The following is a 26,553-nucleotide window of genomic DNA, read 5'->3' as shown; positions in this document are numbered from 1 at the left end:
TACCAAAAACCACTATCCAATGAGCATGCTGTTTTATATTATAATCACCATTCTCGTACTTCAATTCATTATTGAGACCGTACTGGACTATTTAAACTCCAAACGCTACAACGACCCCATACCGGAAGAACTCAACGACGTATTCGACGAAACCGAATACAAAAAATCACAGGCCTATAAAAAGACCAACTATCGTTTTGGACTTATTACTTCTAGTTTCTCGTTTCTTTTGACCATAGGCTTTTTGATTTTTGGGGGATTTGAATGGATAGACCAATGGGTACGCACCATTACCGACCAAGCTATTCCCATGGCTCTTTTGTTCTTTGGTGTCATCATGATAGGAAGCGATGTGGTAACCCTTCCCCTTTCGTATTATTCGACCTTCGTTATCGAAGAGAAATTCGGGTTCAACAAAACCACCAAGGGTACGTTCTTTTTAGATAAGATAAAGGGATGGGCAATGACCGTGGTGGTAGGGGGGCTCCTACTGTCCGTTATCATTTGGTTCTTTCAATGGACGGGCACCAGCTTTTGGATCTATGCCTGGGCGCTCATAACGCTTTTTACGGTATTCATGAATCTCTTCTACAGCAAGCTGATCGTACCGCTCTTTAACAAACAGACCCCGCTTGAAGACGGAAGCCTCAAAACCAAGATAGAATCCTTTGCCAAAAATGTCGGTTTTGAACTCAACAACATCTTTGTGATAGACGGATCAAAACGATCTACCAAGGCCAATGCCTATTTTTCTGGTTTTGGTAAGGAAAAACGGGTCACCCTTTACGACACCCTGATCAAGGACTTGGAGGAGGAAGAAATTGTTGCCGTTTTGGCACACGAAGTCGGTCATTACAAAAAAAAGCATATCATTTTCAACCTTATAGCTTCAATTTTGCTAACCGGACTTACCTTGTTCGTACTATCACTATTCGTCAACAACCCCGATGTATCTATGGCCATTGGCGTATCACGGCCCAGTTTTCATGCCGCCCTGATCGGTTTTGCCATTCTCTACAGTCCTATCTCAGAAATCACTGGTTTAATTATGAACCATTTTTCAAGAAAATTCGAGTATCAGGCCGACGATTATGCCAAGGCTACCTATGCCGCCACCCCCCTGATCACCTCCTTAAAAAAGTTATCCAAAAACAGTCTGAGCAACCTTACGCCCCATCCGGCCTTTGTTTTTATGCATTATTCGCACCCTACCCTTCTGCAACGCATTCAAAACCTAAAACGATAGTCTGGATGATGGCCGTTACAATATAAGGACACATTGTCCGCAGCTTAAAAAGAGGTATAATTTTTGTTGTAAGGCTGCTAAGATTGTGCTATTTTTATTTGACTATGACGCAGGAAGCTATAGAAAAAGAAAACAAACAGATAGCCAAGCAATATAAAGAATTGCTACGCATAAGCTATCAACACTTATCGGACGACGATAAGACACTGATTCGCTCTGCCTTTGAAATAGCGGTAGACGCCCACAAAAACCAACGTAGAAAATCTGGGGAAGCCTATATATTCCATCCGATCGCCGTGGCCAAAATAGTGGCTTCGGAAATCGGCCTCGATGCCACTTCCATTGCTTCGGCCCTTTTACACGATGTTGTAGAAGATTCGGAGTATACGCTAGATGACATTGAGCGCATGTTCGGCAAGGTAGTCGCCCGTATAGTTGACGGACTCACCAAGATCGCCCACCTTAAAAAGGACATGAACACCTCGCAACAGGCGGAAAACTTCCGGAAGATGTTGCTGACCCTCAACGACGATGTGCGTGTCATCATCATTAAAATCGCCGATCGCTACCACAACATGCTCACCATGGATGCCATGCCCGAGCACAAACAGGTGCAGATGGCCTCGGAAACCCTGTACATCTATGCCCCTTTGGCCCATCGTATCGGACTTTACAATATAAAGACGGAACTTGAGGACCTTAGTCTTAAGTATACGGAACCCGATGTCTACAACGACATCAAAGAAAAGATCGAAGACTCAAAAGAGGAACAGCAAGCTTATATCGATGCCTTTTCGGGCGTAATAGACAAATCGTTAAAAGAAGAGGGCTTAAACTATTACATCAAAGGACGGATGAAATCGATTTTTTCCATCCGCAGGAAGATGAAGGCCCAAAATGTCGCCTTTGACGAAATCTACGACAAATTTGCCATTCGTATTATTTACAAATCGGATCGACAGAACGAGAAATTTCTGGCCTGGAAAATCTATTCCATAGTTACCGACCACTTTACCCCCAACCCCGTACGACTTCGGGATTGGATATCCTCCCCGAAAACCACGGGCTACGAAGCCTTGCACATAACGGTAATGGGACCAAAAGGTCGATGGGTAGAAGTACAGATACGCAGCGAACGTATGCACGAGATTGCCGAAAAAGGCTATGCGGCCCATTTTAAGTACAAACATGGGGACCAAAAAGAACAAGGCATCGAAATTTGGCTGAACCGTTTACAGGAAGCCCTAGAAAACGCCAACACCAATGCCGTCGATTTTGTAGAGGAGTTCAAGCTCAATCTTTATTCCAAGGAAATTTTTGTATTTACCCCCAAAGGGGAGCTGAAGTCCTTGCCCAAAGGGGCCACCCCTCTCGACTTTGCATTCAACATACACACCGAGGTCGGTATGCGCACCCGGGGCTCAAAGGTCAATGGCAAACTCGTTCCTTTGAACACCACATTACATAGTGGTGACCAAGTTGAAATCATTACCTCCGACCAGGCAAAACCGAACCAAAACTGGCTCGACTATGCCACTACCGCCCGCGCAAGGGCCAAAATAAAATCTTCCCTACGTGAAGAGAAAAAGTCCATTGCCGAAGAAGGCAAGGAAGTCTTGAGGAGAAAACTGAAATCGCAAAAAGTAAGCTTGAACGAAGATACGGTGAACAAAATGGTCACCTTCTTTAAGCTAAAAACCAGTCTCGACCTGTTTTATAGGGTAGGAATAGGTGCGATCGACAATCAGATGATCAAAGATTTTACCTCTTCGTATTCCAATGCCTTCATCAGTTTCTTTAAGAACAAGATCCGCCGGGCCTCCGCCCCCAACGAAATCAACAAGGAGGAGATTACCAGCAAGTACGATGTTCTGGTTTTTGGGAAGGAAGAAGAAAAACTCGAATACAAACTATCGCAATGCTGTAACCCTATCCCTGGGGACGATGTTTTCGGTTTTGTCAGTGTTAACGAAGGTATTAAGGTACATAAGAAGAACTGTCCCAATGCCATACAGTTACAATCCAATTACGCCTACAGGATCATCAGTGCCAAGTGGATCGATTCTACCCAGCAGGAATTCCAATCGGTCATACGTTTAACAGGTATAGACAACCTCGGACTCGTAAGCGAGATTACCGAGGTTATATCGGACAATATGCATGTAAATATCCGAAACCTTAACTTCAGTACCGACGGAGGAACTTTCGTTGGAGAAATCACCGTAGTGGTCAAAAATATCGGCATCCTCAAAAAACTAATCGTCAATTTAAAGAAAATCAACGGAATCGATAAAGTCACAAGAATTTAGAATTCTAATTAAAATATAACCGTACATTTGCAAATTGACGAACAGAACCTAATTATGGCAGAGAACAAAAATCAAGAGATCGTAAAGAATGTTTTCACCAACTTTTTAGAAGAAAACGGGCATAGGAAAACACCCGAACGTTACGCCATACTTCAAGAAATTTATGATAGCGAAGACCATTTTGATATTGAGTCGCTATACATAAACATGAAAAACAAGAATTACAGGGTAAGTCGCGCCACCCTTTACAATACCATTGAACTTTTGTTAGAATGTAAATTGGTTCGCAAGCACCAATTCGGTAAAAATCAGGCGCAATACGAGAAATCATACTTTGACCGTCAGCACGACCACGTTATCTTGACCGACACCGGTGAGGTAATGGAGTTCTGCGATCCTCGTATTCAATCGATAAAGAAAACCATTGAGGAAGTATTTGATATAAAAATCAACACACACTCCCTTTATTTTTATGGTACTCGAAATAAAAAAGAAAACACAAACAGCTAACCAAAATTTTAGATGGCAGTAGATTTATTGTTAGGATTACAGTGGGGAGACGAAGGAAAAGGAAAAATCGTTGACGTTCTTACCAAAGATTATGATATTATAGCCCGATTTCAAGGTGGGCCCAACGCGGGACACACTTTGGAATTTGATGGAATAAAGCATGTATTACACACCATTCCATCCGGAATTTTCCACAAAGAGTCCATAAACATCGTAGGTAACGGCGTGGTTATCGACCCCGTTATCTTTAAAAAAGAGCTTGACGCCTTAGACAAGTTCAATATAGACATCAAGGCTAAATTGTTCATTTCAAGAAAGGCCCATTTGATATTGCCAACACACCGTTTGCTCGATGCCGCTTCCGAAGCATCAAAAGGTAAGGCCAAAATCGGGTCCACCCTTAAAGGGATCGGACCTACGTATATGGACAAGACCGGACGTAACGGTATGCGCATCGGAGACCTAGAATTATCTGATTGGAAAGAGAAGTACCGTAACTTGGCCAACAAGCACGAGGCCATGATCGCCTACTACAATGTAGACGTACAGTACGATTTGGCCGAATTGGAAAAAGATTTCTTCGAATCGGTTAGCGAGTTAAAAAAATTGACCTTTATCGATAGTGAGGAATACCTTTTCCAAGCTCAAAAAAGCGGAAAGAAAATATTGGCAGAAGGAGCCCAAGGTTCTTTATTGGATATCGATTTCGGAACCTATCCCTTCGTTACCTCCAGTAACACCACTGCCGCAGGTGCCTGTACAGGTCTTGGGGTCGCCCCGAACCAGATAGGTGACGTCAAGGGTATTTTCAAGGCTTACACCACAAGGGTCGGCAGCGGTCCTTTTCCAACCGAACTCTTTGATGAAGACGGTGAAACCATGGCACGTGTCGGTAACGAATTCGGCGCCACCACAGGACGTCCGAGACGATGCGGCTGGCTAGACTTGGTCGCCCTTAAATACGCCGTACAAATCAATGGCGTTACCGAATTGATGATGATGAAAGCCGATGTTTTAAGTGGTTTTGACAAGATAAAAGTCTGTACCGCCTATAATTACAAGGGCGAACAAATAGAGCATCTTCCCTTCAACATAGAGCCTGAGAACGTAACCCCGATCTACAGTGAAATGAAGGGCTGGTCTGAAGACCTTACCAAAATGAACAATGCCGATCAGTTACCGGAAGCCTTACAGGCCTACATCGACTTTTTAGAAAAAGAACTCGAAGTACCGATCAAAATTGTATCCGTAGGTCCCGACCGTACGCAGACCATCCATAGATAGTCTAAAGATTTTTAGCAGAACTTCGGAATATATTATAATGATATAGTTTAGGATGATGGTGGATAAACTAGGTTTCCCACACTACCTACAATCGTCCTAAATCTATCCTAAACTATATCACTTCCTTTAAAAAAAGCCTATTTTTGGGCAAAATATCCGATAGCCTTGAATCTACTTCGTATTTTTTTACTACTTCTTTGCCCCGTCTTTATAAGCTATGGGCAAGACAAAAAGACGACCGTAACCGATACTACCCAGAGTAAACAGATCAATATTGTTTATGGTGCCAACTTTACAAAAAACGAAGCCCAGTTTCCCGGTGCCTCAATATTCAGTAAAGACGACAGACAGGTTCAATTCGAACACCAAGGAGCCGACCTATGGTGCGATATCGCTATCTATTATCAAAAAGAAAACCGCTTACGGGCCTTGGGCAACGTTCGTTTACAACAGGGTGACTCCATTGAAATGACCAGTGGAAAAATCAATTATGACGGTGAAACCAAACTTGCCAAGGCTTTTGAAGAGGTTCTTTTAGAGACCGACCAAAAAAGTGGCAAAATGACCTTAAAAACCGACACGCTCTATTTTGACCGCCAAAAACAAGAAGCCTACTACAACAGCTCGGGCACCATTGTCGATTCAACCAATACCCTTACCAGCGAAATTGGCCGCTACTTTATGGAACTCGACAAGTACCAGTTTTTAGACAGTGTACACATTGAAAACCCCCAGTATACCTTAGATTCTGACCGCCTCGATTATTACACCACATCAAAGAACGCCTACATGTACGGTCCTTCGACCATAACGGGTGAAACCTATAAAATTTATTGTGAACGCGGGTTTTACGATACGAAAGTCGAAAGTGGCTACGGAATAAAAAATACCCGTATCGACTACAACAATCGTATCATACAAGGCGATAGCGTATATTTTGACAAGGCTAGCGAATTTGCCTCGGCCACCAACAACATTGTAGTCACCGATACCATAAACAAGGGAATTGTTCGTGCCCACTATGCCGAAGTATTCAAGGCAAAAGATTCGGTTTTTGCCACCAAGCGGGCCGTATCCATAAGTTTGGTAGAGCAAGATTCGCTTTATATGCACGGCGACACTTTAATGATAACGGGAAAACCCGAAAACCGTGTACTTCGTGCATTTAGAAATGCGAAATTCTACAAGACCGATTTGAGCGGTAAGTGCGACTCTATATTTTCTTCTGAGAAAACGGGAATCACCCAACTGATTCGCAATCCGGTCATATGGAACGGCGAAAACCAGATGACGGGCGATAGCATACACCTTATATCAAATCTTGAAACCGAAAAACTAGACTCCCTAAAAGTACTTGAAAACGCTTTTATTATTTCCTTGGACAGTATTGGAAAAACCGGTTATAACCAGGCTAAGGGAAAAGACCTCTTCGGGAAGTTTGAAGACAATGAACTCAAGTATATCGACTTGATCAAGAACACCGAGGTCATCTATTACATGTACAATGATGACGACGAGCTTATAGGCATAGACAAAACCATTTGCAGCCGGATCAATATTGTCATGGCCAATAATGATGTGGAAGACCTTACCTTCTTTACCGAACCCAATGGCGATATATTCCCTGAAAAGGAACTCCCCGTTGAGAGCCGGAAACTCAAAGGTTTCATCTGGCGTGGCGATGAGCGTATCAGGACCAAGGACGACATTTTCGACGAAGACGACAACAATCTTGTGCTACCGGTCATACGGGGCATTGACAACCCTATCGACATTGATGCCGAAGAGGCAGAACGCAGCCAAAACTCGGGCGATCCGGTCAACAAAATCCCTTCTTCAAATGACAAGGCCCCGGCTCCCAAGCTTAGGCCCAAAGTTCAAAAGGTGACTTCAAGTCCGATACAATGAAAGAAGATTTTTTAAAATACCAGGCACAAACCTCCCCTTACCCGTTGGCTTTGCCAATTTCGCATGCCAAAGGCAGTTACATTTACGATACCGATGGCAAGGCCCATTTAGATTTTGTTGCGGGAGTCTCGGCCTGTAGTCTCGGACACTGCCATCCCAAAGTAGTGGAGGCCGTACAAAAACAAGCCGAAACCTATATGCACGTAATGGTATACGGGGAATACATTCAAGAACCGGCGGTAGCCTATACCAAACTACTCGCTTCACTTTTGCCTCCTTCCCTAGAAACCACGTATATGGTGAACAGCGGTACCGAAGCGGTCGAAGGCGCCATGAAACTAGCACGTAGGGCTACCGGAAGAAGTCGATTGTTGGCCGCCCGACACGCCTACCACGGCAACACCATGGGCAGTTTGAGCGTAATGGGCTACGAAGAACGCAAAAGTGCCTTTAGGCCCCTCATACCGGATGTAGGCTTTATCCGGTTCAACAACGAAGACGACCTCGATAAGATCACCGACAAGACCGCAGCCGTAATTTTGGAAACCATACAAGGCGGGGCGGGTTTTATAGAACCTACCAATGGCTATCTAAAAAAGGTGCGCCAGCGTTGTAACGCTACCGGCACTATGCTGATCTTAGACGAAATCCAACCCGGTTTTGGCCGTACCGGAAAACTTTTCGCCTTTGAACATTACGATTGCGTACCCGATATCTTGGTCATGGGCAAGGGCATGGCTTCCGGACTACCCGTAGGAGCCTTTACCGCTTCCAAAGAGCTTATGTCTACCCTACAGGACAGTCCGAAATTAGGACACATCACCACATTTGGTGGAAACCCGGTTATTGCCTCGGCCTGTTTGGCCACCCTAAAGGAAATTACCGAGACCCAACTGATCGCGGACACCCTAAAAAAAGAAGCCCTTGTCAGAAAGCTACTAAAACACCGACTAATCAAGGAAATTAGGGGAAAAGGCCTAATGCTCGCCTTGATTATGGAAAATGCCGAAATAGCAAATCACGTAATACTGAACTGCGCCAAAAGAGGTTTGATCTTATTTTGGTTGCTCTTTGAGCCCCGTGCGGTACGAATTTCACCTCCCTTAACCATGTCCACCGAGGAAATTGAAAGTGGTTGTGGCATAATACTTGAAGTTTTAGAAGGTTATAAGCAATAAGCTGTTAACTAATTTGTTAATAATATAGCGGTAACCAGTTTTAAAAGAACCTATCAAAAGGCTACTTTTAATAACATAGTTTAACCAAAACGTTTCTATGGCGTTAGAATCCAACGAAAGGCCCAATAGGCCAATTGCCAAGTTTGAATCGATGCTTAAAACCGACGACGTCTATTTCTTTGACGCCGAAGATTTTGAAGACATCATACATCATTATTTGAACAATGGCAAAATAGCACTGGCGAAGAAAGCGATCAAGATCGGTCTGCAACAACACCCAGGTTCTATTGAACTCAAGTTGTTGGATATTGAGGTTTTGGTTTTTGAAAACCACCTTGACCTTGCCGAACAGTATTTGGACGAACTTCAAATATTGGACGGGACCAACGAAGAGATCTTTATCCAACGTGCCAATATCTATTCAAAGAAAGATAATCACGAAGCCGCAGTCGCGCTTTTGAACCAAGCACTCGACCTGTCGGAAAACAGCTTTGATATTCATTCCTTACTGGGGATGGAGTACTTGTTCATGGACGATTTTAAACTGGCCAAAGAGAGTTTTATGCGCTGTGTTTCCTTCGATGAACAGGACTATTCATCGCTTTACAATGTAATCTACTGCTTTGAATTCCTGGAAGATCATGACGGAGCCATTGTGTACCTGAACGATTACTTAGAAAGAAACCCGTATTGCGAAGTGGCCTGGCATCAATTGGGCAAGCAATATATTTACAAAAAGATGTATCCCGAAGCTTTGGGTGCCTTTGACTTTGCCATCATTTCCGACGATACCTTTATAGGTGCTTATTTTGAAAAGGGAAAGGTGCTCGAAAAAATGGGCAAATACAATGAAGCCATCGACAATTATGAGGCCACCATTAAAATGGACGACCCCACCTCCCATGCTTATTTGCGTATCGGCAAATGTCACGAGCGACTGGAGAATGACGAAATGGCCAAGTATTACTACTACCATACGGTACACGAAGATCCCTTACTCGATAAGGGTTGGTTGGCCATTACCGATTTTTACTATAGACGAAACAACTACAAAAAAGCCCTCTATTACATAAACAAGGCTTTGAACATAGATGGCGAAAACCCATTGTACTGGAAGAAATGCGCCTACATCAACGCCGCGCTCAAAAAGTACGACCAAGCCGATTTCGCCTTTAAGCAGGCCGTAGACCTCGGCAATTACGAATTAAAGACTTGGCTAAACTGGGCCGATGTGGTCTATAACAACGAAGATGCCGCTACGGCACTTCAAATACTGTCACAAGGTCAAGAATTCTATCCCGAGAGTGCCGAGCTTAAATATAAAATGGCGGGCTTCCACTTAGCGAACAACGATACGATCAACGGTCGGATCTGCTTGATGGACGCCTTAAAACTAGATTTACAAAAATTATCGCTTTTCTTTGAGGAATTTCCCCAGTACACCAAATCCGAATGGGTTTTAAAAGCTGTGGAAAAGGCAGAAAAAGCAGCAAAATAACCACCTTACCACCAAGCCCTTATATTTTTAATCCATAAAAATCATAAGGGCTTGTTCCATTTTTTCCTAGGTTCAAATTTTAAAAGCTATTTTTGCTTTTCAACGAATAATCTACATGGAAAAAAGAAATTTTCTTGACTATACATTCATTACTTTAAAAGGCATGGCCATGGGCGCTGCCGATGTTGTACCAGGTGTTTCCGGAGGTACCATAGCCTTTATTTCGGGAATTTACGAAGAGCTGATCACCTCGATCAACAACGTAGACCTTTCCCTTTTTAGGGAACTCAAGGAAAACGGACTGAAGGCCGCATGGACCAAGTTGAACGGGAATTTTCTTATGGCCTTGTTCTTGGGGATCGGTATAAGCGTACTCTCTTTGGCCAAACTGGTGAGCTGGTTGTTGGAGAACAAGCCCATTCTGATTTGGTCTTTCTTTTTCGGACTGGTCATTGCAAGTATTTTGCTCGTGGGCAAGGAGGTCCAAAAATGGGATGCAAAAACCATTATCGCATTGGTACTAGGGGCCGCCATCGCCTATTATATTACCATTTTACCCCCCTCTGAAAGTGCCCATAGCCTGCCCTATCTTTTTCTGTCGGGAGCTTTGGCCATCTGTGCCATGATCCTGCCCGGTATTTCAGGGGCCTTTATCTTAGTATTGCTGGGGTCGTACAAAACTATAATCGATGCGGTGCACAATCTCGACTTCAAGATTATCGGGGTCGTAGGTGTAGGGGCCATTTTCGGTCTCTTGAGTTTTGCCAAAGTATTAAAGTGGATGTTCAACCACCAAAAAAACCTAACCCTTGCCTTACTGACCGGTTTCATTGTAGGTTCATTGAACAAAATATGGCCTTGGAAGCGCGTACTCGACACCAAGACCATTGGCGAAAAAATCATTACGATAGACGAAAATGTGAGTCCCTTTAATTTCGAAGGCGAGAATCAACTTATGATCGCCATAATTGCCGCATTGACCGGCTTTTTGGTTATTTTTATTCTCGAAAGAACTGCTTCGAAAAAATAAGTCCCCTATCATGTACAATACCAGAACATTTCTTGACAAATTCTTCTTGGTCATAAAAGGTCTGTGCATGGGTGCCGCTAACAAAGTGCCCGGTGTTTCAGGAGGTATAGTTGCATTTGTCGGAGGTTTTTATGAAGAATTTATCTACTCGCTACAAAAGGTAAATGGCAAGGCATTCAAATTGCTTTTGAACGGAAGGTTCAAGAGTTTTTTCCGTTACATCAACGGAACCTTCCTCTCGCTTCTTATTTTTGGTATGTTGGTCAGTTATTTTAGCGTTTCCAAACTGCTCGATTACTTTTTAGAACGCAAAGAGCTATTTGTTTGGGCCGCTTTTTTCGGTATGATCCTAGGGTCTATCTATTACATTTCAAAAGACTTTGAACACTGGAACCGTAAAACCATTACGGCCGGTATCATCGGGCTTATCGTGGGTATATCTATAAGCTTTCTTAATCCCGCTAAGGAAAATGATAACCTTCTCTTCATTTTCGTCTGTGGTATCATCAGTGTTTCAGGTATGACCCTTCCCGGACTTTCGGGCTCTTTTATCCTTATCCTCTTGGGCAACTATGTGCTCTTGCTGGTCGATTCGGTAAATGCCCTCTACGATACCTTTGCCGAAATACTACGCGGCGATTTTAGCTTTACCCAAAATGCCGAACGGATCGACACCTTGACCATTTTAGCCGTATTCACTGCGGGCTCGGCTACGGGACTCGTAAGCCTTTCGCATTTATTGACCTATGTACTCAAACATTACAAACACATTACCACTGCGGTCATCATCGGTTTTATAACCGGTTCATTGGGTGTGGTCTGGCCATGGAAACGCACGATATTTAAGACCGATGCTTCCGGGGAGTTGATACTGGATAGCAACGGAAAGGAAATCATCAGTAATTACGAACGCTTCTTTCCCGATCTCGGAAGTTCGGAAACCTGGTGGGCCATCTTTTTCATCGGGGTCGGCATTGCCATATTGCTGTTGCTCGATTGGTACGGAAAGACCCAAAAAGAAACTAAACTATCAGTATAAACGATTTACCCTTTATCCTTAAAAACAAAATATGAAAAGAACACGGTTCGGATTGGTCGGTAAAAACATCTCCTATTCCTTCTCTCGCGGATATTTCACCAAAAAATTCGCTTCCTTGGGCCTGAACGACCACTCTTATGAGAATTTCGACTTTCAAGCCATCGAAGAAATTACCGATGTTCTAAAAAACAATAAAGACATCAAGGGTATGAACGTGACCATACCCTATAAACAAGAAATAATGCCCTTTTTGACGGAACTCGATCCTGAGGCCGAAAAAATTGGCGCGGTAAACACTATACAGTTCAACAAAAACGGACTCAAAGGTTTCAATACCGATGCCTATGGTTTTAAACACGCCATGTCACCTTTTCTAAAGCCGCACCACACAAAGGCGTTAATCTTGGGAACAGGTGGAGCTTCAAAGGCCGTGGCCTATGTTTTGGGAGAGCTTGGCATTTCCTATCTTTTTGTTTCAAGGAGTGAAGGGAAAAATAAGATCAGCTACGACCAGGTCACCGAAGAAGTATTAAAAGAACATACGGTATTGGTGAACTGCACCCCATTGGGTACACACCCCAATATTGAGGAACGCCCCACCCTGCCGTACGAATTCATCAGTGACCGGCACTTTTTGTTCGACCTTATCTATAATCCTGAAAAATCTGCTTTTTTAACGGCCGGAGAGGCCCAAGGCGCACAAATTTCCAACGGTTTACGCATGTTAGAGCTACAAGCCGACCGTTCTTGGCAGATATGGCAAGAGCGTTAGTCGTCTTTTCCTTGCACTTTCCAACACTAACTATCTAGGCAAGAGGACCTATAAAAAACGGTACCTTCCCTACCTCCAAATCAAAGTCCGACGTAGTGCAGAAAAGCTAAAATACGAGCATACCTTTTGTCATTAGAGCGGTTGTTAGTATCTTACCCTAGCAATCTGCATAATCAATATCTTATAAACGATGGAAGATAAGGAACGGGAACTACAACATAACGTAGGGGAAGAAAACATACAAGAAACCACTGAAAATACTGAAGCTACGGCACCAAAGGAAGTACCGGAAGCCGTAGAAATCCCCGAAAAAGAACCATCTAAAGCAACGGACGAGGCGCCAACGGAAAAGCCGTCGGAACCCCTCGAGGCCGAAACGGAAACTACGCCCGAAGCTGACGCTCCGCCTGAAACGCCCCAAGCGGAAGAACCGGCCCCGACAGAAACCGCAAAGACAAAGAATGAAGACGATGCCGTACTCGAAGAAATAGACGAGAACAATGCCGAGGACGCCGAAGATACCGACAATCAAGAGCGACATACCATTCCGCTTTTAGATTACCATGCGATGTCTATGGAAAACTTGGTGGGCGAACTTCAAAAATTGGTCCGTAACGAAAAGGTACAGGCCATTAAGAAGCATGTTGAAGGCATCAAATACGAGTTCGACCTGAAATTTCAGGAATTTATAGAAGGGAAGAAAGAAGATTTTATAAACGCAGGCGGTAACGAAGTCGATTTCAAGTACAATTCGGTGACCAAAAGGCAGTTTAACGAAGTCTACAGTGACTACCGTGAAAAACGCAACCAATATTATAAGAACCTTGAAAAAAACCTGAAGGAAAACCTAAACCGGCGACTTGAGATCATTGAAGAGCTGAAAGGTTTAATAAATGTAGATGAAGATATGAACTCCACCTACAAGGCGTTCAAAGAACTTCAGGAAAACTGGCGCAATGCCGGTCCCATACCGCGTACCGAGTACAACAATGTATGGCGCACCTATCAGCACCACATAGAGATTTTTTACGATTTCCTACATTTGAACCGCGAGTTGCGCGATCTAGATTTCAAACACAATCTAGAGGAAAAGGAAAAACTGGTACGAAGGGCCGAAGCCCTTGCAAACGAACCTGACCTCACCGTAGCCTTTAGGGACCTGCAGACCTTGCACAAAATCTGGAAGGAAGATATAGGCCCCGTAAGTCAAGAACACCGCGAAGAAATCTGGGAACGCTTCAGTAATGCTACCAAGGTATTGCACCAAAGGCGCCAAGACCATTACAAAGAGCTTGATGCCCAATACGAGAACAACCTGGTCCGTAAGAACGAAATCATTGCTTCCATTAAGGAACTTTCGGAAAACGTTGCAAGTAGCCATAAGGCCCTGCAACAGCAGATCAAAAAACTAGAGGAGCTCAGAACCGCCTTTTTCGCCGCCGGAAAGGTCCCTAGAAACCAAAACGAAAAAACATGGGACGCCTTTAAAACCGCGGTCCGAAATTTTAATAGGAATAAAAACGCCTATTACAAGAACCTTAAAAAAGAACAACAGGAAAACCTTGATAAAAAACGGGCCCTGCTCGACCGTGCCGTTGCCCTGAAGGACAGCGAGGACTGGGACAGCGCTACCCCTGAAATGAAACGAATTCAGAGCGAATGGAAGGAAATAGGACACGTACCCAGAAAATATTCCGATAAGATATGGAAGGAATTCAAAAGTGCCTGTAACCATTATTTCGACCGACTCCATGCCCTAAAAAACGAAGGCCTAAAAGAAGAACAGGAAAACTACGACAAGAAAAATGCCTGTTTGGAAAGACTGTCGGCCTTTGAACTCTCGGGTACAAGGGAAGACGACCTAAAGTCGATAAAAGCCTTTATAGCCGAATGGAAATCCATTGGAAGAGTGCCTTTTAAGAAGAAGAACATCGACCAAAAATTCAATAAGATCCTCGATGGCATCTTTAAAAAGCTCGATCTTGACCGCCAAGAATCGGAACTGCTGAAATACGGTAATAAAATTCAACAATTGGCCGATGCCGATAACGAGCGGGCCATACAAAACGAACGTAGTTTTATTCGTAAAAAAATAGAGGAAAGCAAGGCCGAAATCCGCCAGCTAGAAACCAATCTTCAATTTTTCTCCAACGCATCGGAAGACAATCCCTTGGTTCGTGATGTCATAAAAAGGGTAGAAAGCCATAAAGAAACGCTCGAGACCTGGAAGGCAAAGCTGAAAAAGCTCAATATCATGAAAAACGACCTGAACCGGGCAAGCGACGCCGAAGAGGAAGAGGCCGCTGCCGGAGAAGAAGAATAAACATGTACATTTGCTAGAAGGGGACGGCATCGGGAGGGTGCTCGTGCCGATAAAGAAAAGATAGGGGAACGAAGTTCGGCACCATGGAATTGCCAGCTATTTTACCCCTAGCTTAGAAATGCGCGAATACCAGTTTTTTTTTAATCGGAAACCTAAAGTAGCCGAAGAGAAATAACACTCCTGCCATGCATGGATCCGACCAGAAGGAAAGTCGCCTTAAATAGCCTGTATACGTTTAAATAAAAAATCTCTGTTGGCCTTACTCAACGGAATCGCCTTTCTATTGATCTCTAAATGGTCATCAGCAATTACATCCAACTTGGAAAGGTTGACCACATAAGAACGATGTACGCGCATAAAACTGGAATTAGGCAATCGCTCCTGCATTGTTTTGAGCGTACAGCTCAAAACAAAATTACCGTTTTCGGTCACTACGGTGCAGTAGTTACGATCGGCTTCCATGTAAAGGATATCGTCCAATAACACCTTTTCCATTTTACCATTATAACGAATGAATATGCGGTCGCCCAAAACCTCCAAATCTAAAAAAGAATGCCGAACCGGATGCTCTTGCACCCATATCTGGTCTGCCACCAACTCTACGGTCCGTTGCAAGTTCAGTTTGTTGAAAGGTTTGGTGATAAATGCCTTAGGTCTCGTTTTCTTGGCCGATGCAAATGTGGCTTCATCTGTATTGGCGGTGAGAAAGATAACGGGAATATCCTTAAACGTTTGGATGGCCTTTGCCGTTTCAATCCCGTTCAAACTTCCCTTAAGGTTAATATCCAACAACAAGATATCCGGAGGGTTTTCCCTGACGTGAAGTATAGCCTCTTCCCCCCTGGTCACGATTCCTGTAACCTCATATCCCAAATTCCCGAGTTGTAATGAGATATTGGCAGCAATGATCATATCGTCTTCTACAATAAGTATCCGAACTTCCCTTTCCATAATTAAGCAGCTTTATGCAGTTGAAATTGAATCGAAACCGAAGTACCTTGATCTACATTAAGTTTCATCTTTCCATCCAATTGTTTTGTGAGCAGTCCTACGAGCTGTGTGCCAAACCCGCTACCTTTGGGTTTCGCATCAAATAGTTGACCTATACCGTCGTCCCTCACATCTAGCTGGAGTATATGATCTATTTCCTTAAGACTTATTCTAATGTTTCCTTTCCTTCCATTCGGAAAGGCATATTTCAGGGCGTTGGTAAATAATTCATTTACAATAAGCCCAATAGGGATAGCCATATCCACATCTAGTTCCAGGCGTTCCATATCTACCTCTAACAAGACCTGTGGGTCGAAACCAAAGGCATCGATGATATATTCCCCCAATTGCTCAAAATACCCTTTCATTTCAACGGCCGCCAAATTCTTTCCCGTATACAACTTCTGATGAATCATCCCCATGCTTTGCACCCTGTGCTGACTTTCGCGCATGGTCTTAAGCATATCTTCATCATCTATACGGGCGGCTTGAAGCGACAGAAGGCTAGAAACTATCTCTAGGTTATTTTTAACCCTATGATGAATCTCTTTGAGTAAAAACTCTTTTTCCCCATTTTGCTTTTGCAACATTTTGTTGACCTTGAATTTATTCTGAATGACCTTATAGGATAGAAGCAAAAGCAACAATAGCAATGCCAAAATAACAACACTTAGTTTTTGTGTGGTCCGTTGTTTTGAAATAAGCGCCTCTTGGGCCAATATCCTATCTTCTTTACTGGCCACATCAAATTCGGTCCGCAACAGTGATGTTCTTTTATCCGCCTCTGCTGTAAATACCGCGGCTTTCAGTTCATCGTAACGGGCAAATGCGGCATATGCTTCCTTATATTGGTGGTTCCCTGCATGAGCCTTGCCCAAGGCCTCATAGGCCTGACTCAAGAAAAAGGTATCGCCAAAATCTTCCGTGGCAATGGTAATGGATTTTTCAAGACATTCAATAGCGGTAGCGTATTGACCTTGTAGGTTTTTCAATTTACCAATGGCCAGCCAGCTTCGCATCGTCATAAAATTATTATCCAACAGATCGGCATACTTTAAAGCATTGACACCGGCCTCTTCCGCCTTTTCAAATTCGTTCAAATAGGCATAGGTGTCGACCAAAATCATATACACATCACTCAAATTATTGTAGAAACCGTAACGCTCCCCAATGGTTATTGAATGTTCAAAATAGTTCAATGCCTTTTCATGATCTTTTAGCGACAAATAATTATTACCGACCACATACAAGGTAAAATCGTAGTCCAAATCATTTATACCACGTTCTTCATAAAGGGATAAGGATTTAAGGCCATACTCCAATCCGGCAGTGAATTTCGACTGTTTCCAAAAAAGGTTGCTTAAATCACTATAGGCCATGGCCATGGCCCTTTTGTCCTTCAGTTTTTCGCCCAAGCGAAGGGTTTCTAGGGCATAGTCTGCTGCTTTGCCCAATTTTCCACGTCGTTCGTATACGTAGCCCAATTGGGTATTGAGGAGGGGTAAATCTTTTTCTGGTATTTTGCAACGTGCACTTTCCAATACGGCTTCGGCAGAATTTAATTTTTCCTTTCTCAGTAAAATGGCAGCTTCGGTAATTTGAAAACGCCCCCTCCAAACGCTATCATGGGAAGCCCTGGTAAGAAACAAGCCCCTTTTTGTAAAATTCATGGCTTTGTTCAAATTTCTGGTATGCCAGTAATACGCTAGGTCGTTCAGCATGGAAAACTTGAGGGAATCGGGTCTTGCCAAAGGGTATGCCCTTTCTAAAACATCAAGGTAGGAAGCCCCAAAATTATCGGTATCCACAAACACTTTTCTGTAGGAAATATCGCGGCCATCATTCACGATTTGGGCAAAAAGCATACTGCAACTCCATATGGAAAGGGCGTAAAAAGCAATAGCTTTTTGAAAGTTGGTTCTCATTGTTTGGTGTGCTTCTCACCGGGGGACATGAGGAAAATTTAAATATACAACAAAGTTGTTAGAATCCCTTCGATAAATAGAAAGGCGTATTCGGACAGTATTCCTAGGGTTTCGTCCTAACACGATTATACCCTATTGTTGAATTAGATAGCTTCACCTCAAATTAATATGTCAAGCAGCCACCAGTTGATTTGTTAACCCTGATAATTTTAGGAAAGCATGAAACCTATAGGACTTTTATTGACTCTTCTTATTTCCATTATGGCTTCGTCATGTAAAGACAATGGCCAATTACATTCGGACGGTTTACCAAAGCTCGAGCACCTTATGGCTACTAACTACAACAACTTCATAGAGGCCTCTTGGAACAAAAAAAACGTGGATACCCTTCAATCGGTTTCAGCCGAAAATTACATTCACAATCAAAACGGAATACGGGTAGCGGATAATCAAAATGAAATGAAAGCCTTTATGAATATTTATTTTATGGGCTTTCCCGATGCCTATATGACCGTTGACGCTATCGTAATCAAGGGCCAGCAACTTTTTACACATTGGACATTGACAGGAACGAACACCGGAATATTCAGTGAAACACCGGCCACGGGAAAAAAAATAAAACTGAGCGGCCATGCCACCGTTTCATTTAACAATAAAGGTAAAATCATACAAGAAGACGTGTACTACAACGAACTTGAACTGCTTCAGCAGTTAGGCTATACCCTAAACCCTCCCGTCTTAAAATAATTAAATACATATAACCAATTAAATATAAAATTTATGAAAGCAATTAAATCGCTTCTGGGAACCTTACTTCTACTGCTAGTATTTATGCCAACCTCAGGTACGGCCCAAGATGGACATTATTACATGGCAACCACATGGAAATTACAAGTACCGGAAGATGGCAGCAATAAGCAACTCAAGGAACTTCTAAAAGAATTTTCAGAAAAGACAGTCTTTAAAAACGAAAAGATCATAAGCGAAAAAGTAATGTACCATATTTCTGGGGCCGATCTACGTGATGTTGTCGTTATTACCGAATATGCGAATTGGAATGATATTGAAGCCGCTAATATCAAACAAGAAGAACTTATGGAAACAGGGTGGCCCAATGAAGAGGAAAGAGCCACTTTCATGAAGACATTTGGTAAATATGTAGTAACCCATTCCGATGAAATCTTTAAGGAAATTCCGGAACTGGCCAAAAAGTAGTTGTTCTACCAAAATCAAGACTAAACCGGGCAGTATATCCTACGGCGGATTTCGGGGGAAACCAAAGTGGGGTTCTGCCGGTTTAATACCTTATAAAATACCGAACAGATGGGTTATCCTATTCAGGGGAATTGAAAAGACAATGCTCTCATGGTAAATAACCAATGAATTAGCTAAAACGTATTGTCCCGATAGCCTGTCTGTTTTTATATCATTAGTTTAAGGCCTTTTCTATAAAACCGAAAAAAAAAGCAAGTCGTTCTTCAGGTCTAAAATCATGAATTCACCAACAAGACTCGAGGTTTCCTTTGATTGATACCCCAAGCCAAAAAGTCGCTATTCCCACTATATCGGGGCAACATTCCAAAATCGGAGCGTGCCACTCAATGGGTAATGAAAAAAGTTGGGGCATAAATAATCAAATGGCACAAAAAAATGTGACCTTTGCCCGTGCAATTGGATAAAGTAAGAATGAATGTTTAGACATCAAGGCAAGAGCAGGACCCTCAAACACAATCTGCAGATTGCAACGGTATTGTCTTTTGTGGCCGGTATTGTAAATGTAACGGGTTTTTTATCGATCAAGCAGCTAACTACAAATGTCACCGGACATTTTGCACTTTTTATTTACGATGTGGCCAATTTTAAATTCTGGAGGGGTACCATCTATTTTCTCTATATTTTTTCCTTTCTCTTCGGTTCGTTTTTATCAAGCTTTCTGATCGAAAAGTTTCGGGCCAATAAAAAACTGAACGTTTTTGTGCTCCCCACCACAATCGAATGTCTTGTTTTGATATCCATAGCCCTATCGAGCAATGTGATGAAACTAGAGTCGTTCGATACCATCGCTTGTTTGTTGTTATTTGCTATGGGACTCCAAAACTCCTATGTTACCAAAATTTCCAACGCCATAGTCCGAACTACGCATTTAACGGGACTCTTTACGGATTTGGGAATAGAAATTTCCCAATTGTTCTTTCCCAAACTGCATCCTAACAGGGAAAAACTTAAGTCGAATATTCAGTTGCGCGTCTATATTATCCTTTTCTTTTTTGCCGGGGGATTAGTAGGCGGGTTTCTCTATTCTAAAATGGAATTTAAACTGAATACCCTAATTGTTGGGGCCGCCATTCTTCTTTCCAGTCTCTTTTACGACGACATCCGTTACCGTTTGATCAAGGCGCGGAGAAAGTATAGCCAAAAGAAAACCGCAAAGCACAAACATGCGTTTCGCAGATGACCGTATCGGCTTGCCATTGTTCAATTCCCTTTTCTTTGAATTCGTTTCTATGCCTTAACTTGTACCCTTAATCCCATTCTTTATAAAAATCGCTTATACCGAAATACATATCGTAGCGCAACTTGACGCCCCTATCCGTATGCAAGAGTATGGCGCGGGCGTGTTTCCTTCCGTCCCCACAAAATCGGCCTGGAAAAAAGCACTAAAGAAAAAGCGTGTCAAGGTAAACGGACACTTGGCCCATACGTCCACCTTCCTCAAGGGAGGCGAGAAGATCGAACTTTCCCTAGCTGAAGAAAAACCCTCAAGCAAGACTTTGATTTTCGACCTCAAGGTGCTTTTTGAAGACGATTATTTGGCCATCATCCACAAGCCCGCAGGGATACTGGTGAGCGGAAACAGTTTTAAGACCATTGCAAACGCCCTGCCCCAAAACCTAAAACCGAGCCATTTATCCGACGCCACCAAGCCGCAGCCCGTACATCGACTGGATTATGCTACAACGGGACTTTTATTAACGGGAAAAACGGGTGCGAGCATCCGTAAACTCAACCAACTTTTTAAAGAGAAAAAAGTTCAAAAGGTCTACTATGCGGCAACGATCGGAAAAATGCCGCTAACGGGAAAAATCACCGATCCTATAGACGACAAACCTGCCGAAAGCCATTTTGAAACCATCCGTTCGGTTCCCTCTAAAAAATACGGATACTTAAATTTGGTCAAGCTCGACCCCAAAACGGGAAGGCGACACCAGTTACGGAAACATCTGTCGACTATGGGAAACCCTATTCTCGGTGACAAAACCTACGGTAAAGAAGGCTTTATCTTAATGGGTAAAGGCCTCTACCTGCATGCGTATTCCTTGGAATTCATTCATCCCTTTACCGGGGAACATCTCAAAGTAACAGACGATCTACCGGAAAGGTTCACCAAGATTTTCGGTGAGCTTTAGGCGATGTGAATACAGCGTCATCAGGCGAAAACCTCCCAATCTTTAAACACGGGCTCATAGCCTTGCTTTCGTATCATTTCCTTGATTTCCCCTGTAGAACGTTCATCTGAAATCTCAAATTGCTCCAAAGATTCGGGCTCGGCCGTATACCCTCCCGGATTGGTCTTAGACTCGGCACTGATGGAGGTAATCCCCAATTTTATAATGTTGTTTCGGAAGGTTTCACTTTCACGGGTAGACATTGAGAGCTCCACATCCTCATCTAAAAGACGATAGGCGCAAATCAGCTGAACCAAGTCGGCATCGGTCATTTCCACTTTGGGCTGCACGTCGCCCTGATGCGGTCTTAACCGAGGAAACGAAATGCTGTACTTCGTCTTCCAATACGTCCTTTGCAGGTATTTTAAGTGCAGGGCCGTATAAAAACTATCGACCCGCCAGTCTTCCAAACCGAACAAGGCCCCCAATCCTATTTTATGGATTCCGGCCTTTCCCAATCGGTCAGGTGTATCCAATCGATAATGGAAATTGGATTTTTTTCCTTTAGGATGATGTACCTTATACGTGGCTTCATGATAGGTTTCCTGGTATACCAAAACCGCATATAACCCAGCTTCCATCAACAATTCGTAATCTGCCTGCCCGAGGGGCTGCACTTCTATACTGATATTGGAAAAGTGGTCTTTGATCAGTTCTATGGCATGTTTCATATAGGAAACCCCAACGGTTCTGTTCGCCTCTCCTGTCACCAATAAAATATGGTCGTACCCCAATTTTTTTATATGGGCCACCTCTTTTAGAATTTCGGCATCGCTCAAGGTTTTTCGGGGGATTTTGTTCGTCATACTAAACCCACAATACGTACAAATATTTTGGCATTCATTGGAGAGGTACATGGGCAGGTACATCTGTATGGTATTCCCAAAACGCTTCTTGGTCAACTGATGGCTACGCTGCGCCATTACTTCCAAGAAAGGTTTGGCGGCCGGGGAAATCAAGGTCTTAAAATCATCCAAGGAAATGCGTTCCTTTTTTAACACCGCTGCCACCTCCGCTTCGGTCACGGCATAAATTTCCTGCTCCAGCGTATCCCAATCGTATTGCTCAAATGTATCTTTAAAGGCCATATATTCGGTTTTAATTCAAAAATGAGGTCAAGGGGCTACTGGCTTCGGCCACTTCCTTTATCGGGGCCAATTTCGCGCAATATGCCATTCGACCTGCCGCGACCGCCATTTTAAAGGCGACCGCCATGTCAACCGGACTTTGGGCTACCGCAATGGCCGTATTCACCAATACGGCATCGGCGCCCAGTTCCATAGCATAGGCCGCATGCGATGGCGCCCCGATACCGGCATCTACGATTACCGGTACATTGCTCTGTTCAATGATGATCTTGAGGAAATCATCGGTTTTCAAACCTTTGTTACTGCCAATGGGTGCACCCAAGGGCATTACACATTGCACCCCAACATCTTCCAAGCGTTTGCACAAAACCGGGTCGGCATGAATATAGGGCATTACTACAAAACCCAATTTCACCAATTCCTCGGCCGCCTTCAAGGTTTCAATCGGGTCGGGCAATAAGTAGCGTGGGTCTGGGTGGATTTCCAATTTCATCCAATTCGTCCCTAGGGCCTCACGCGCCAATTGTGCGGCAAAAACCGCTTCTTTGGCCGTTCTCACCCCGGAAGTATTCGGTAATAAATTGATATGTTCCGCATTAAGGCTTTTGAGCATATCGTCCGACTTATTCCCTACCTCTACCCTTTTAAGGGCTACGGTAACCAGTTCGCTTTCCGAAGCCAAGATAGCTTCCCGCATCTTTTCAGAACTTGAAAACTTGCCCGTACCGGTAAACAACCTTGACGAGAAAGTCTTATCCGCTATTTGAAGTATATCTGTCATATTTAAAATTTTGTTTCCCTATTCCAAATCTGTTCATTGGTGGAAGTGGCCTTCAAAAGTTTATGAAAGGCGTTTATTTTATTGAAATCCTTTGTAATCTCGCCAGATGCCGCAATACCATAAACCCCTGTTTTTAAAATCTCGGGAACGTCATCTATGGTAATGCCACCAATGGCGATAATGGGCATATCCGAATTTAATTCCCCAACAATACCCTGATATCCGATCAGTGGAATAATGGGGCTCAGGTTTTCCTTGGTGGTCGTAAAACGAAAAGGCCCTAAACCAATATAATTGACGCCCTTCTTTACCAAAGCCAAGCAATCGTCCAAGGTATTTGCCGTTCCTCCTATGATATAGTAATCGCCCAATAACTTTCGGGCCACTACGGGATCGGCATCGGTTTTCCCCAAGTGTACCCCATCGGCTTGTACCTCTTTGGCAATTTGATAGTGGTCATTGATAATTAAGCGTGTCTGAAAATGCGCCGTTAGCTCCCTTGCCTTTTCCGCTGTTTTGAGCACCACGGTTTTTTTTACGTTCTTTAAGCGCAATTGCACCAGTTCAGCTCCCGATGTACAGGCTTTCTGAATATTTTCCAGATGCTCTTCCGGTGTCTTTCCTTGCGATATGTAATGCAGTTTCGGTATGTTCATGTTCACTAGTTTCTATAAAATTCTTGCATCGCCCTGAACTCTTCAACTGGCGTTTTACTGTTCCATATCCCTCCTAAAACCCCAACGCCCCGAAATCCTAATTTTTGAATTTCAGGCAAGTTGTTCTTGGTTACGCCCCCCATACCTATGATTCTTTTGTCGATATGGTTGACATTGAATCCCCTACCCTCATATCCCTTCTTTGAAATGGAAGAAAACACGGGACTCAATAGGTGGTAATCGAATTCAAAGTTACAGCCTTGCAGCTCATTCGGTTCATGAAACGAAGAACTTATGCTCTTGATCTTGGAACGGTCTACTTCCAATGATGCTGCGTAATGTTGCATCAGCGTATCGGGAGTCTTTTCATCTAATGCCCCTTTTTCAAGTACCTCCCTTCGCTTTTGCTCCTGAAAATGAATTCCCTTTAAATCAAAATCAGCGATTAAGCGATGGTACAGGTGTACTACGACCCTATTATGATAGGCTTTATCGATACCGTTCATATACGCCACATGCCCCGTATAATCCTTATTAGGTTTACGTAGGTGATAGTATTCCAACCCTTCTTGAAACAAATGGTTTAAGGTTTCAAGCTCGTTGGGCACATCGGTTTCCGGGGCAATGAGAACGATCATGGTTCAAGGTTTACAAATACACTTCCGAGCCCTTATCCTTAAACTCTTTTGATTTTTCTTCCATACCTTTCTGAATGACTTCGTTATCTACGATATCATTGGCAGCGGCAAAATCACGTACTTCCTGAGATATTTTCATGGAACAAAATTTAGGGCCGCACATAGAGCAGAAATGTGCAATCTTGGCTCCATCCGCAGGTAAGGTCTCATCATGGTACTCACGGGCCAGCTCTGGATCCAAGCCCAAGTTGAACTGATCTTCCCAACGGAATTCGAATCGCGCTTTGCTCAAGGCATTATCACGATGTTGTGCCCCAGGATGTCCTTTTGCCAGATCTGCCGCATGGGCCGCCAATTTATAGGTAACTACCCCAGTTCGTACATCATCTTTATTCGGTAAGCCCAAATGTTCCTTTGGTGTGACATAGCACAACATGGCGCATCCGTACCAACCGATCATGGCCGCACCGATTCCTGAGGTTATATGGTCATAACCAGGGGCGATATCGGTCGTTAACGGGCCCAAGGTGTAAAACGGGGCTTCGTCGCAAACCTCTATTTGCCTTTCCATATTCTCCTTGATCATATGCATGGGCACGTGACCTGGACCTTCGATAAAACATTGTACTTCGTGCTTTCTGGCAATTTTTGTCAATTCGCCCAAGGTCTCCAACTCGGCAAATTGGGCTTCGTCATTGGCATCGGCCACCGAACCCGGTCGTAGTCCGTCACCCAATGAAAAGGCCACATCGTATTGCTTCAGGATTTCGCAGATATCTTCAAAATGGGTGTACAGGAAACTCTCTTTATGATGCGCCAAACACCACTTCGCCATGATGGAACCGCCACGGGAAACGATACCGGTAACCCGTTTGGCCGTCATAGGAACGTAACGTAACAAAACGCCCGCATGGATCGTAAAGTAGTCCACTCCCTGTTCAGCCTGCTCGATTAAGGTATCCTTAAAAATTTCCCAAGTAAGGTCTTCGGCAACACCGTTTACCTTTTCGAGTGCTTGGTAGATCGGTACGGTACCTACGGGAACCGGGGAATTACGGATGATCCATTCCCGGGTTTCGTGAATATTTTGACCGGTAGAGAGGTCCATTATATTGTCGGCTCCCCAACGACAGGCCCAAACCGCTTTTTCCACTTCCTCTTCAATGGAAGAGGTCGTAGCCGAGTTACCGATATTCGCATTGATCTTTACCAAAAAGTTACGGCCCAAGATCATAGGTTCCGCTTCTGGGTGGTTTATATTGGAAGGAATAACCGCACGCCCCCGTGCCACTTCATCACGCACAAATTCCGGTGTTATTTTTTGGGGAATAGCCGCTCCAAAATGTTCGCCCTTGTGCTGCTTGGCAATCTCCGTCATCTCATCGATCCTTTGGTTTTCACGGATGGCGATGTATTCCATTTCAGGAGTAATTATACCCTGTTTGGCGTAGTGCAACTGGGTTACGTTTTTACCCTTTTTCGCCCGTAGGGGTGTTTTCAGGTGTGAAAAACGCATATGGTCAAGGCTTGGATCCTTCAAGCGTTGGTTACAGTATTCAGAAGAGAAGCCCTCCAGTCGTTCCACATCACCACGATCCAATATCCATGGTTCGCGTATGCGTTCTATACCATTGTGTACGTTTATTTCCTTTTCGGGATCTGTGTAGGGTCCCGACGTATCGTATACCGTTACAGGTTCGTTAGGGGTTAGCTTACCCGTGAGGGAATCTTTGGTATCGCTCAAAGTAATCTCACGCATGGCCACTTTAAGCTCTGGGTGGATCTTTCCACTTACATAGATTTTTTTCGAATTCGGAAAGGGATGTCTTGTAATTTGACCTTCTTTTGGGGCGGTGTCTCTTTTTTTCATTTTTCTATGGCTAAGTGCGTCAAGCTATTCGCTGTTGGCGTTTTTATATGAATTTTTATGTT

At 43.6% G+C, this 26,553-nt stretch carries 22 protein-coding genes; 15 read left to right on the top strand and 7 right to left on the bottom strand.

Translation table 11 applies throughout. The annotated features are described in order from the left end of the window. Nucleotides 1-19 precede the first annotated feature (19 nt). The 11 genes from B4Q04_RS16840 to B4Q04_RS16790 all read left to right on the top strand — a co-directional run bounded on the left by B4Q04_RS16840 (nucleotide 20) and on the right by B4Q04_RS16790 (nucleotide 15,097). The gene (locus B4Q04_RS16840) at nucleotides 20-1,246 is read left to right on the top strand and encodes a M48 family metallopeptidase (RefSeq protein ID WP_013995005.1); all 1,227 of its coding nucleotides are present in this window, start codon (nucleotides 20-22) and stop codon (nucleotides 1,244-1,246) included. Between the two features lie 104 nt (nucleotides 1,247-1,350). Beyond that, a complete protein-coding gene (locus B4Q04_RS16835) occupies nucleotides 1,351-3,555 on the top strand; it encodes a RelA/SpoT family protein (RefSeq protein WP_013995004.1) in 2,205 nt (734 codons plus the stop codon). Between the two features lie 54 nt (nucleotides 3,556-3,609). Then, complete coding sequence (locus B4Q04_RS16830; RefSeq protein WP_013995003.1) at nucleotides 3,610-4,065, top strand: Fur family transcriptional regulator; 456 nt, start codon at nucleotides 3,610-3,612, stop codon at nucleotides 4,063-4,065. A 12-nt stretch (nucleotides 4,066-4,077) separates the two neighbouring features. After that, complete coding sequence (locus tag B4Q04_RS16825; protein WP_013995002.1) at nucleotides 4,078-5,349, top strand: adenylosuccinate synthase; 1,272 nt, start codon at nucleotides 4,078-4,080, stop codon at nucleotides 5,347-5,349. A 210-nt stretch (nucleotides 5,350-5,559) separates the two neighbouring features. Next, the gene (locus tag B4Q04_RS16820) at nucleotides 5,560-7,257 is read left to right on the top strand and encodes an OstA-like protein (RefSeq protein ID WP_088697570.1); all 1,698 of its coding nucleotides are present in this window, start codon (nucleotides 5,560-5,562) and stop codon (nucleotides 7,255-7,257) included. Continuing rightward, nucleotides 7,254-8,435: an aspartate aminotransferase family protein gene (locus B4Q04_RS16815; RefSeq protein WP_013995000.1), complete on the top strand. Its 1,182-nt coding sequence runs from the start codon at nucleotides 7,254-7,256 to the stop codon at nucleotides 8,433-8,435. Before B4Q04_RS16820 ends, B4Q04_RS16815 begins: the two co-directional genes overlap by 4 nt. A 97-nt stretch (nucleotides 8,436-8,532) precedes the next feature. Further along, complete coding sequence (locus B4Q04_RS16810; protein WP_013994999.1) at nucleotides 8,533-9,933, top strand: tetratricopeptide repeat protein; 1,401 nt, start codon at nucleotides 8,533-8,535, stop codon at nucleotides 9,931-9,933. A 115-nt stretch (nucleotides 9,934-10,048) separates the two neighbouring features. Beyond that, nucleotides 10,049-10,963 carry a DUF368 domain-containing protein gene (locus tag B4Q04_RS16805; RefSeq protein WP_013994998.1) on the top strand — a complete coding sequence of 305 codons (915 nt, stop codon included), beginning with the start codon at nucleotides 10,049-10,051 and terminating at the stop codon, nucleotides 10,961-10,963. 10 nt (nucleotides 10,964-10,973) lie between these two features. Continuing rightward, complete coding sequence (locus B4Q04_RS16800) at nucleotides 10,974-12,002, top strand: DUF368 domain-containing protein (protein ID WP_088697509.1); 1,029 nt, start codon at nucleotides 10,974-10,976, stop codon at nucleotides 12,000-12,002. Between the two features lie 31 nt (nucleotides 12,003-12,033). Beyond that, on the top strand, nucleotides 12,034-12,774 hold the full coding sequence (locus B4Q04_RS16795) for a shikimate dehydrogenase family protein (RefSeq protein WP_088697508.1): 741 nt from the start codon (nucleotides 12,034-12,036) through the stop codon (nucleotides 12,772-12,774). A gap of 190 nt (nucleotides 12,775-12,964) precedes the next feature. Then, nucleotides 12,965-15,097, top strand: a complete 2,133-nt coding sequence (locus B4Q04_RS16790) for a DUF349 domain-containing protein (RefSeq protein WP_013994995.1) — start codon at nucleotides 12,965-12,967, stop codon at nucleotides 15,095-15,097. A gap of 216 nt (nucleotides 15,098-15,313) precedes the next feature. Here B4Q04_RS16790 and B4Q04_RS16785 read toward each other — a convergent pair whose 3' ends face one another. After that, a complete protein-coding gene (locus tag B4Q04_RS16785) occupies nucleotides 15,314-16,048 on the bottom strand; it encodes a LytR/AlgR family response regulator transcription factor (RefSeq protein WP_013994994.1) in 735 nt (244 codons plus the stop codon). Between the two features lie 2 nt (nucleotides 16,049-16,050). Continuing rightward, a complete protein-coding gene (locus tag B4Q04_RS16780) occupies nucleotides 16,051-18,012 on the bottom strand; it encodes a histidine kinase dimerization/phosphoacceptor domain -containing protein (RefSeq protein WP_088697507.1) in 1,962 nt (653 codons plus the stop codon). Between the two features lie 219 nt (nucleotides 18,013-18,231). Between B4Q04_RS16780 and B4Q04_RS16775 the strand changes: the two genes are divergently transcribed. The 4 genes from B4Q04_RS16775 to B4Q04_RS16760 all read left to right on the top strand — a co-directional run bounded on the left by B4Q04_RS16775 (nucleotide 18,232) and on the right by B4Q04_RS16760 (nucleotide 21,419). Continuing rightward, nucleotides 18,232-18,759 (top strand): ester cyclase, encoded by a 528-nt coding sequence (locus B4Q04_RS16775; RefSeq protein WP_088697506.1) that lies wholly within the window; start codon nucleotides 18,232-18,234, stop codon nucleotides 18,757-18,759. Nucleotides 18,760-18,792: 33 nt separating this feature from the next. Then, entirely contained in the window at nucleotides 18,793-19,227 is a 435-nt protein-coding gene (locus tag B4Q04_RS16770; RefSeq protein WP_088697505.1) for a hypothetical protein, read from the top strand. Nucleotides 19,228-19,702: 475 nt separating this feature from the next. After that, nucleotides 19,703-20,467, top strand: a complete 765-nt coding sequence (locus B4Q04_RS16765; RefSeq protein WP_088697504.1) for a YoaK family protein — start codon at nucleotides 19,703-19,705, stop codon at nucleotides 20,465-20,467. A 139-nt stretch (nucleotides 20,468-20,606) separates the two neighbouring features. Continuing rightward, entirely contained in the window at nucleotides 20,607-21,419 is an 813-nt protein-coding gene (locus B4Q04_RS16760; RefSeq protein ID WP_088697503.1) for an RluA family pseudouridine synthase, read from the top strand. Nucleotides 21,420-21,439: 20 nt separating this feature from the next. Here B4Q04_RS16760 and thiH read toward each other — a convergent pair whose 3' ends face one another. From thiH to thiC, 5 genes are read right to left on the bottom strand one after another with little or no spacing between them, the layout of a single operon-like run. Further along, on the bottom strand, nucleotides 21,440-22,546 hold the full coding sequence (thiH, locus tag B4Q04_RS16755) for a 2-iminoacetate synthase ThiH (protein WP_013994986.1): 1,107 nt from the start codon (nucleotides 22,544-22,546) through the stop codon (nucleotides 21,440-21,442). Nucleotides 22,547-22,556: 10 nt separating this feature from the next. Beyond that, entirely contained in the window at nucleotides 22,557-23,327 is a 771-nt protein-coding gene (locus tag B4Q04_RS16750; RefSeq protein WP_013994985.1) for a thiazole synthase, read from the bottom strand. 2 nt (nucleotides 23,328-23,329) lie between these two features. Further along, on the bottom strand, nucleotides 23,330-23,983 hold the full coding sequence (gene thiE / locus B4Q04_RS16745) for a thiamine phosphate synthase (RefSeq protein WP_088697502.1): 654 nt from the start codon (nucleotides 23,981-23,983) through the stop codon (nucleotides 23,330-23,332). Between the two features lie 5 nt (nucleotides 23,984-23,988). Beyond that, on the bottom strand, nucleotides 23,989-24,621 hold the full coding sequence (locus B4Q04_RS16740) for a thiamine phosphate synthase (RefSeq protein WP_088697501.1): 633 nt from the start codon (nucleotides 24,619-24,621) through the stop codon (nucleotides 23,989-23,991). Nucleotides 24,622-24,631: 10 nt separating this feature from the next. Beyond that, nucleotides 24,632-26,491 (bottom strand): phosphomethylpyrimidine synthase ThiC, encoded by a 1,860-nt coding sequence (gene thiC, locus B4Q04_RS16735; protein ID WP_088697500.1) that lies wholly within the window; start codon nucleotides 26,489-26,491, stop codon nucleotides 24,632-24,634. Nucleotides 26,492-26,553: the final 62 nt, after the last annotated feature.

Source organism: Zobellia sp. OII3 (genome assembly GCF_002211465.1).
In the GTDB taxonomy this organism is placed as follows: domain Bacteria; phylum Bacteroidota; class Bacteroidia; order Flavobacteriales; family Flavobacteriaceae; genus Zobellia; species Zobellia galactanivorans.
Note: the sequence above shows the minus strand (reverse complement) of the source record. Positions and strands in the feature narration are given on the sequence as shown.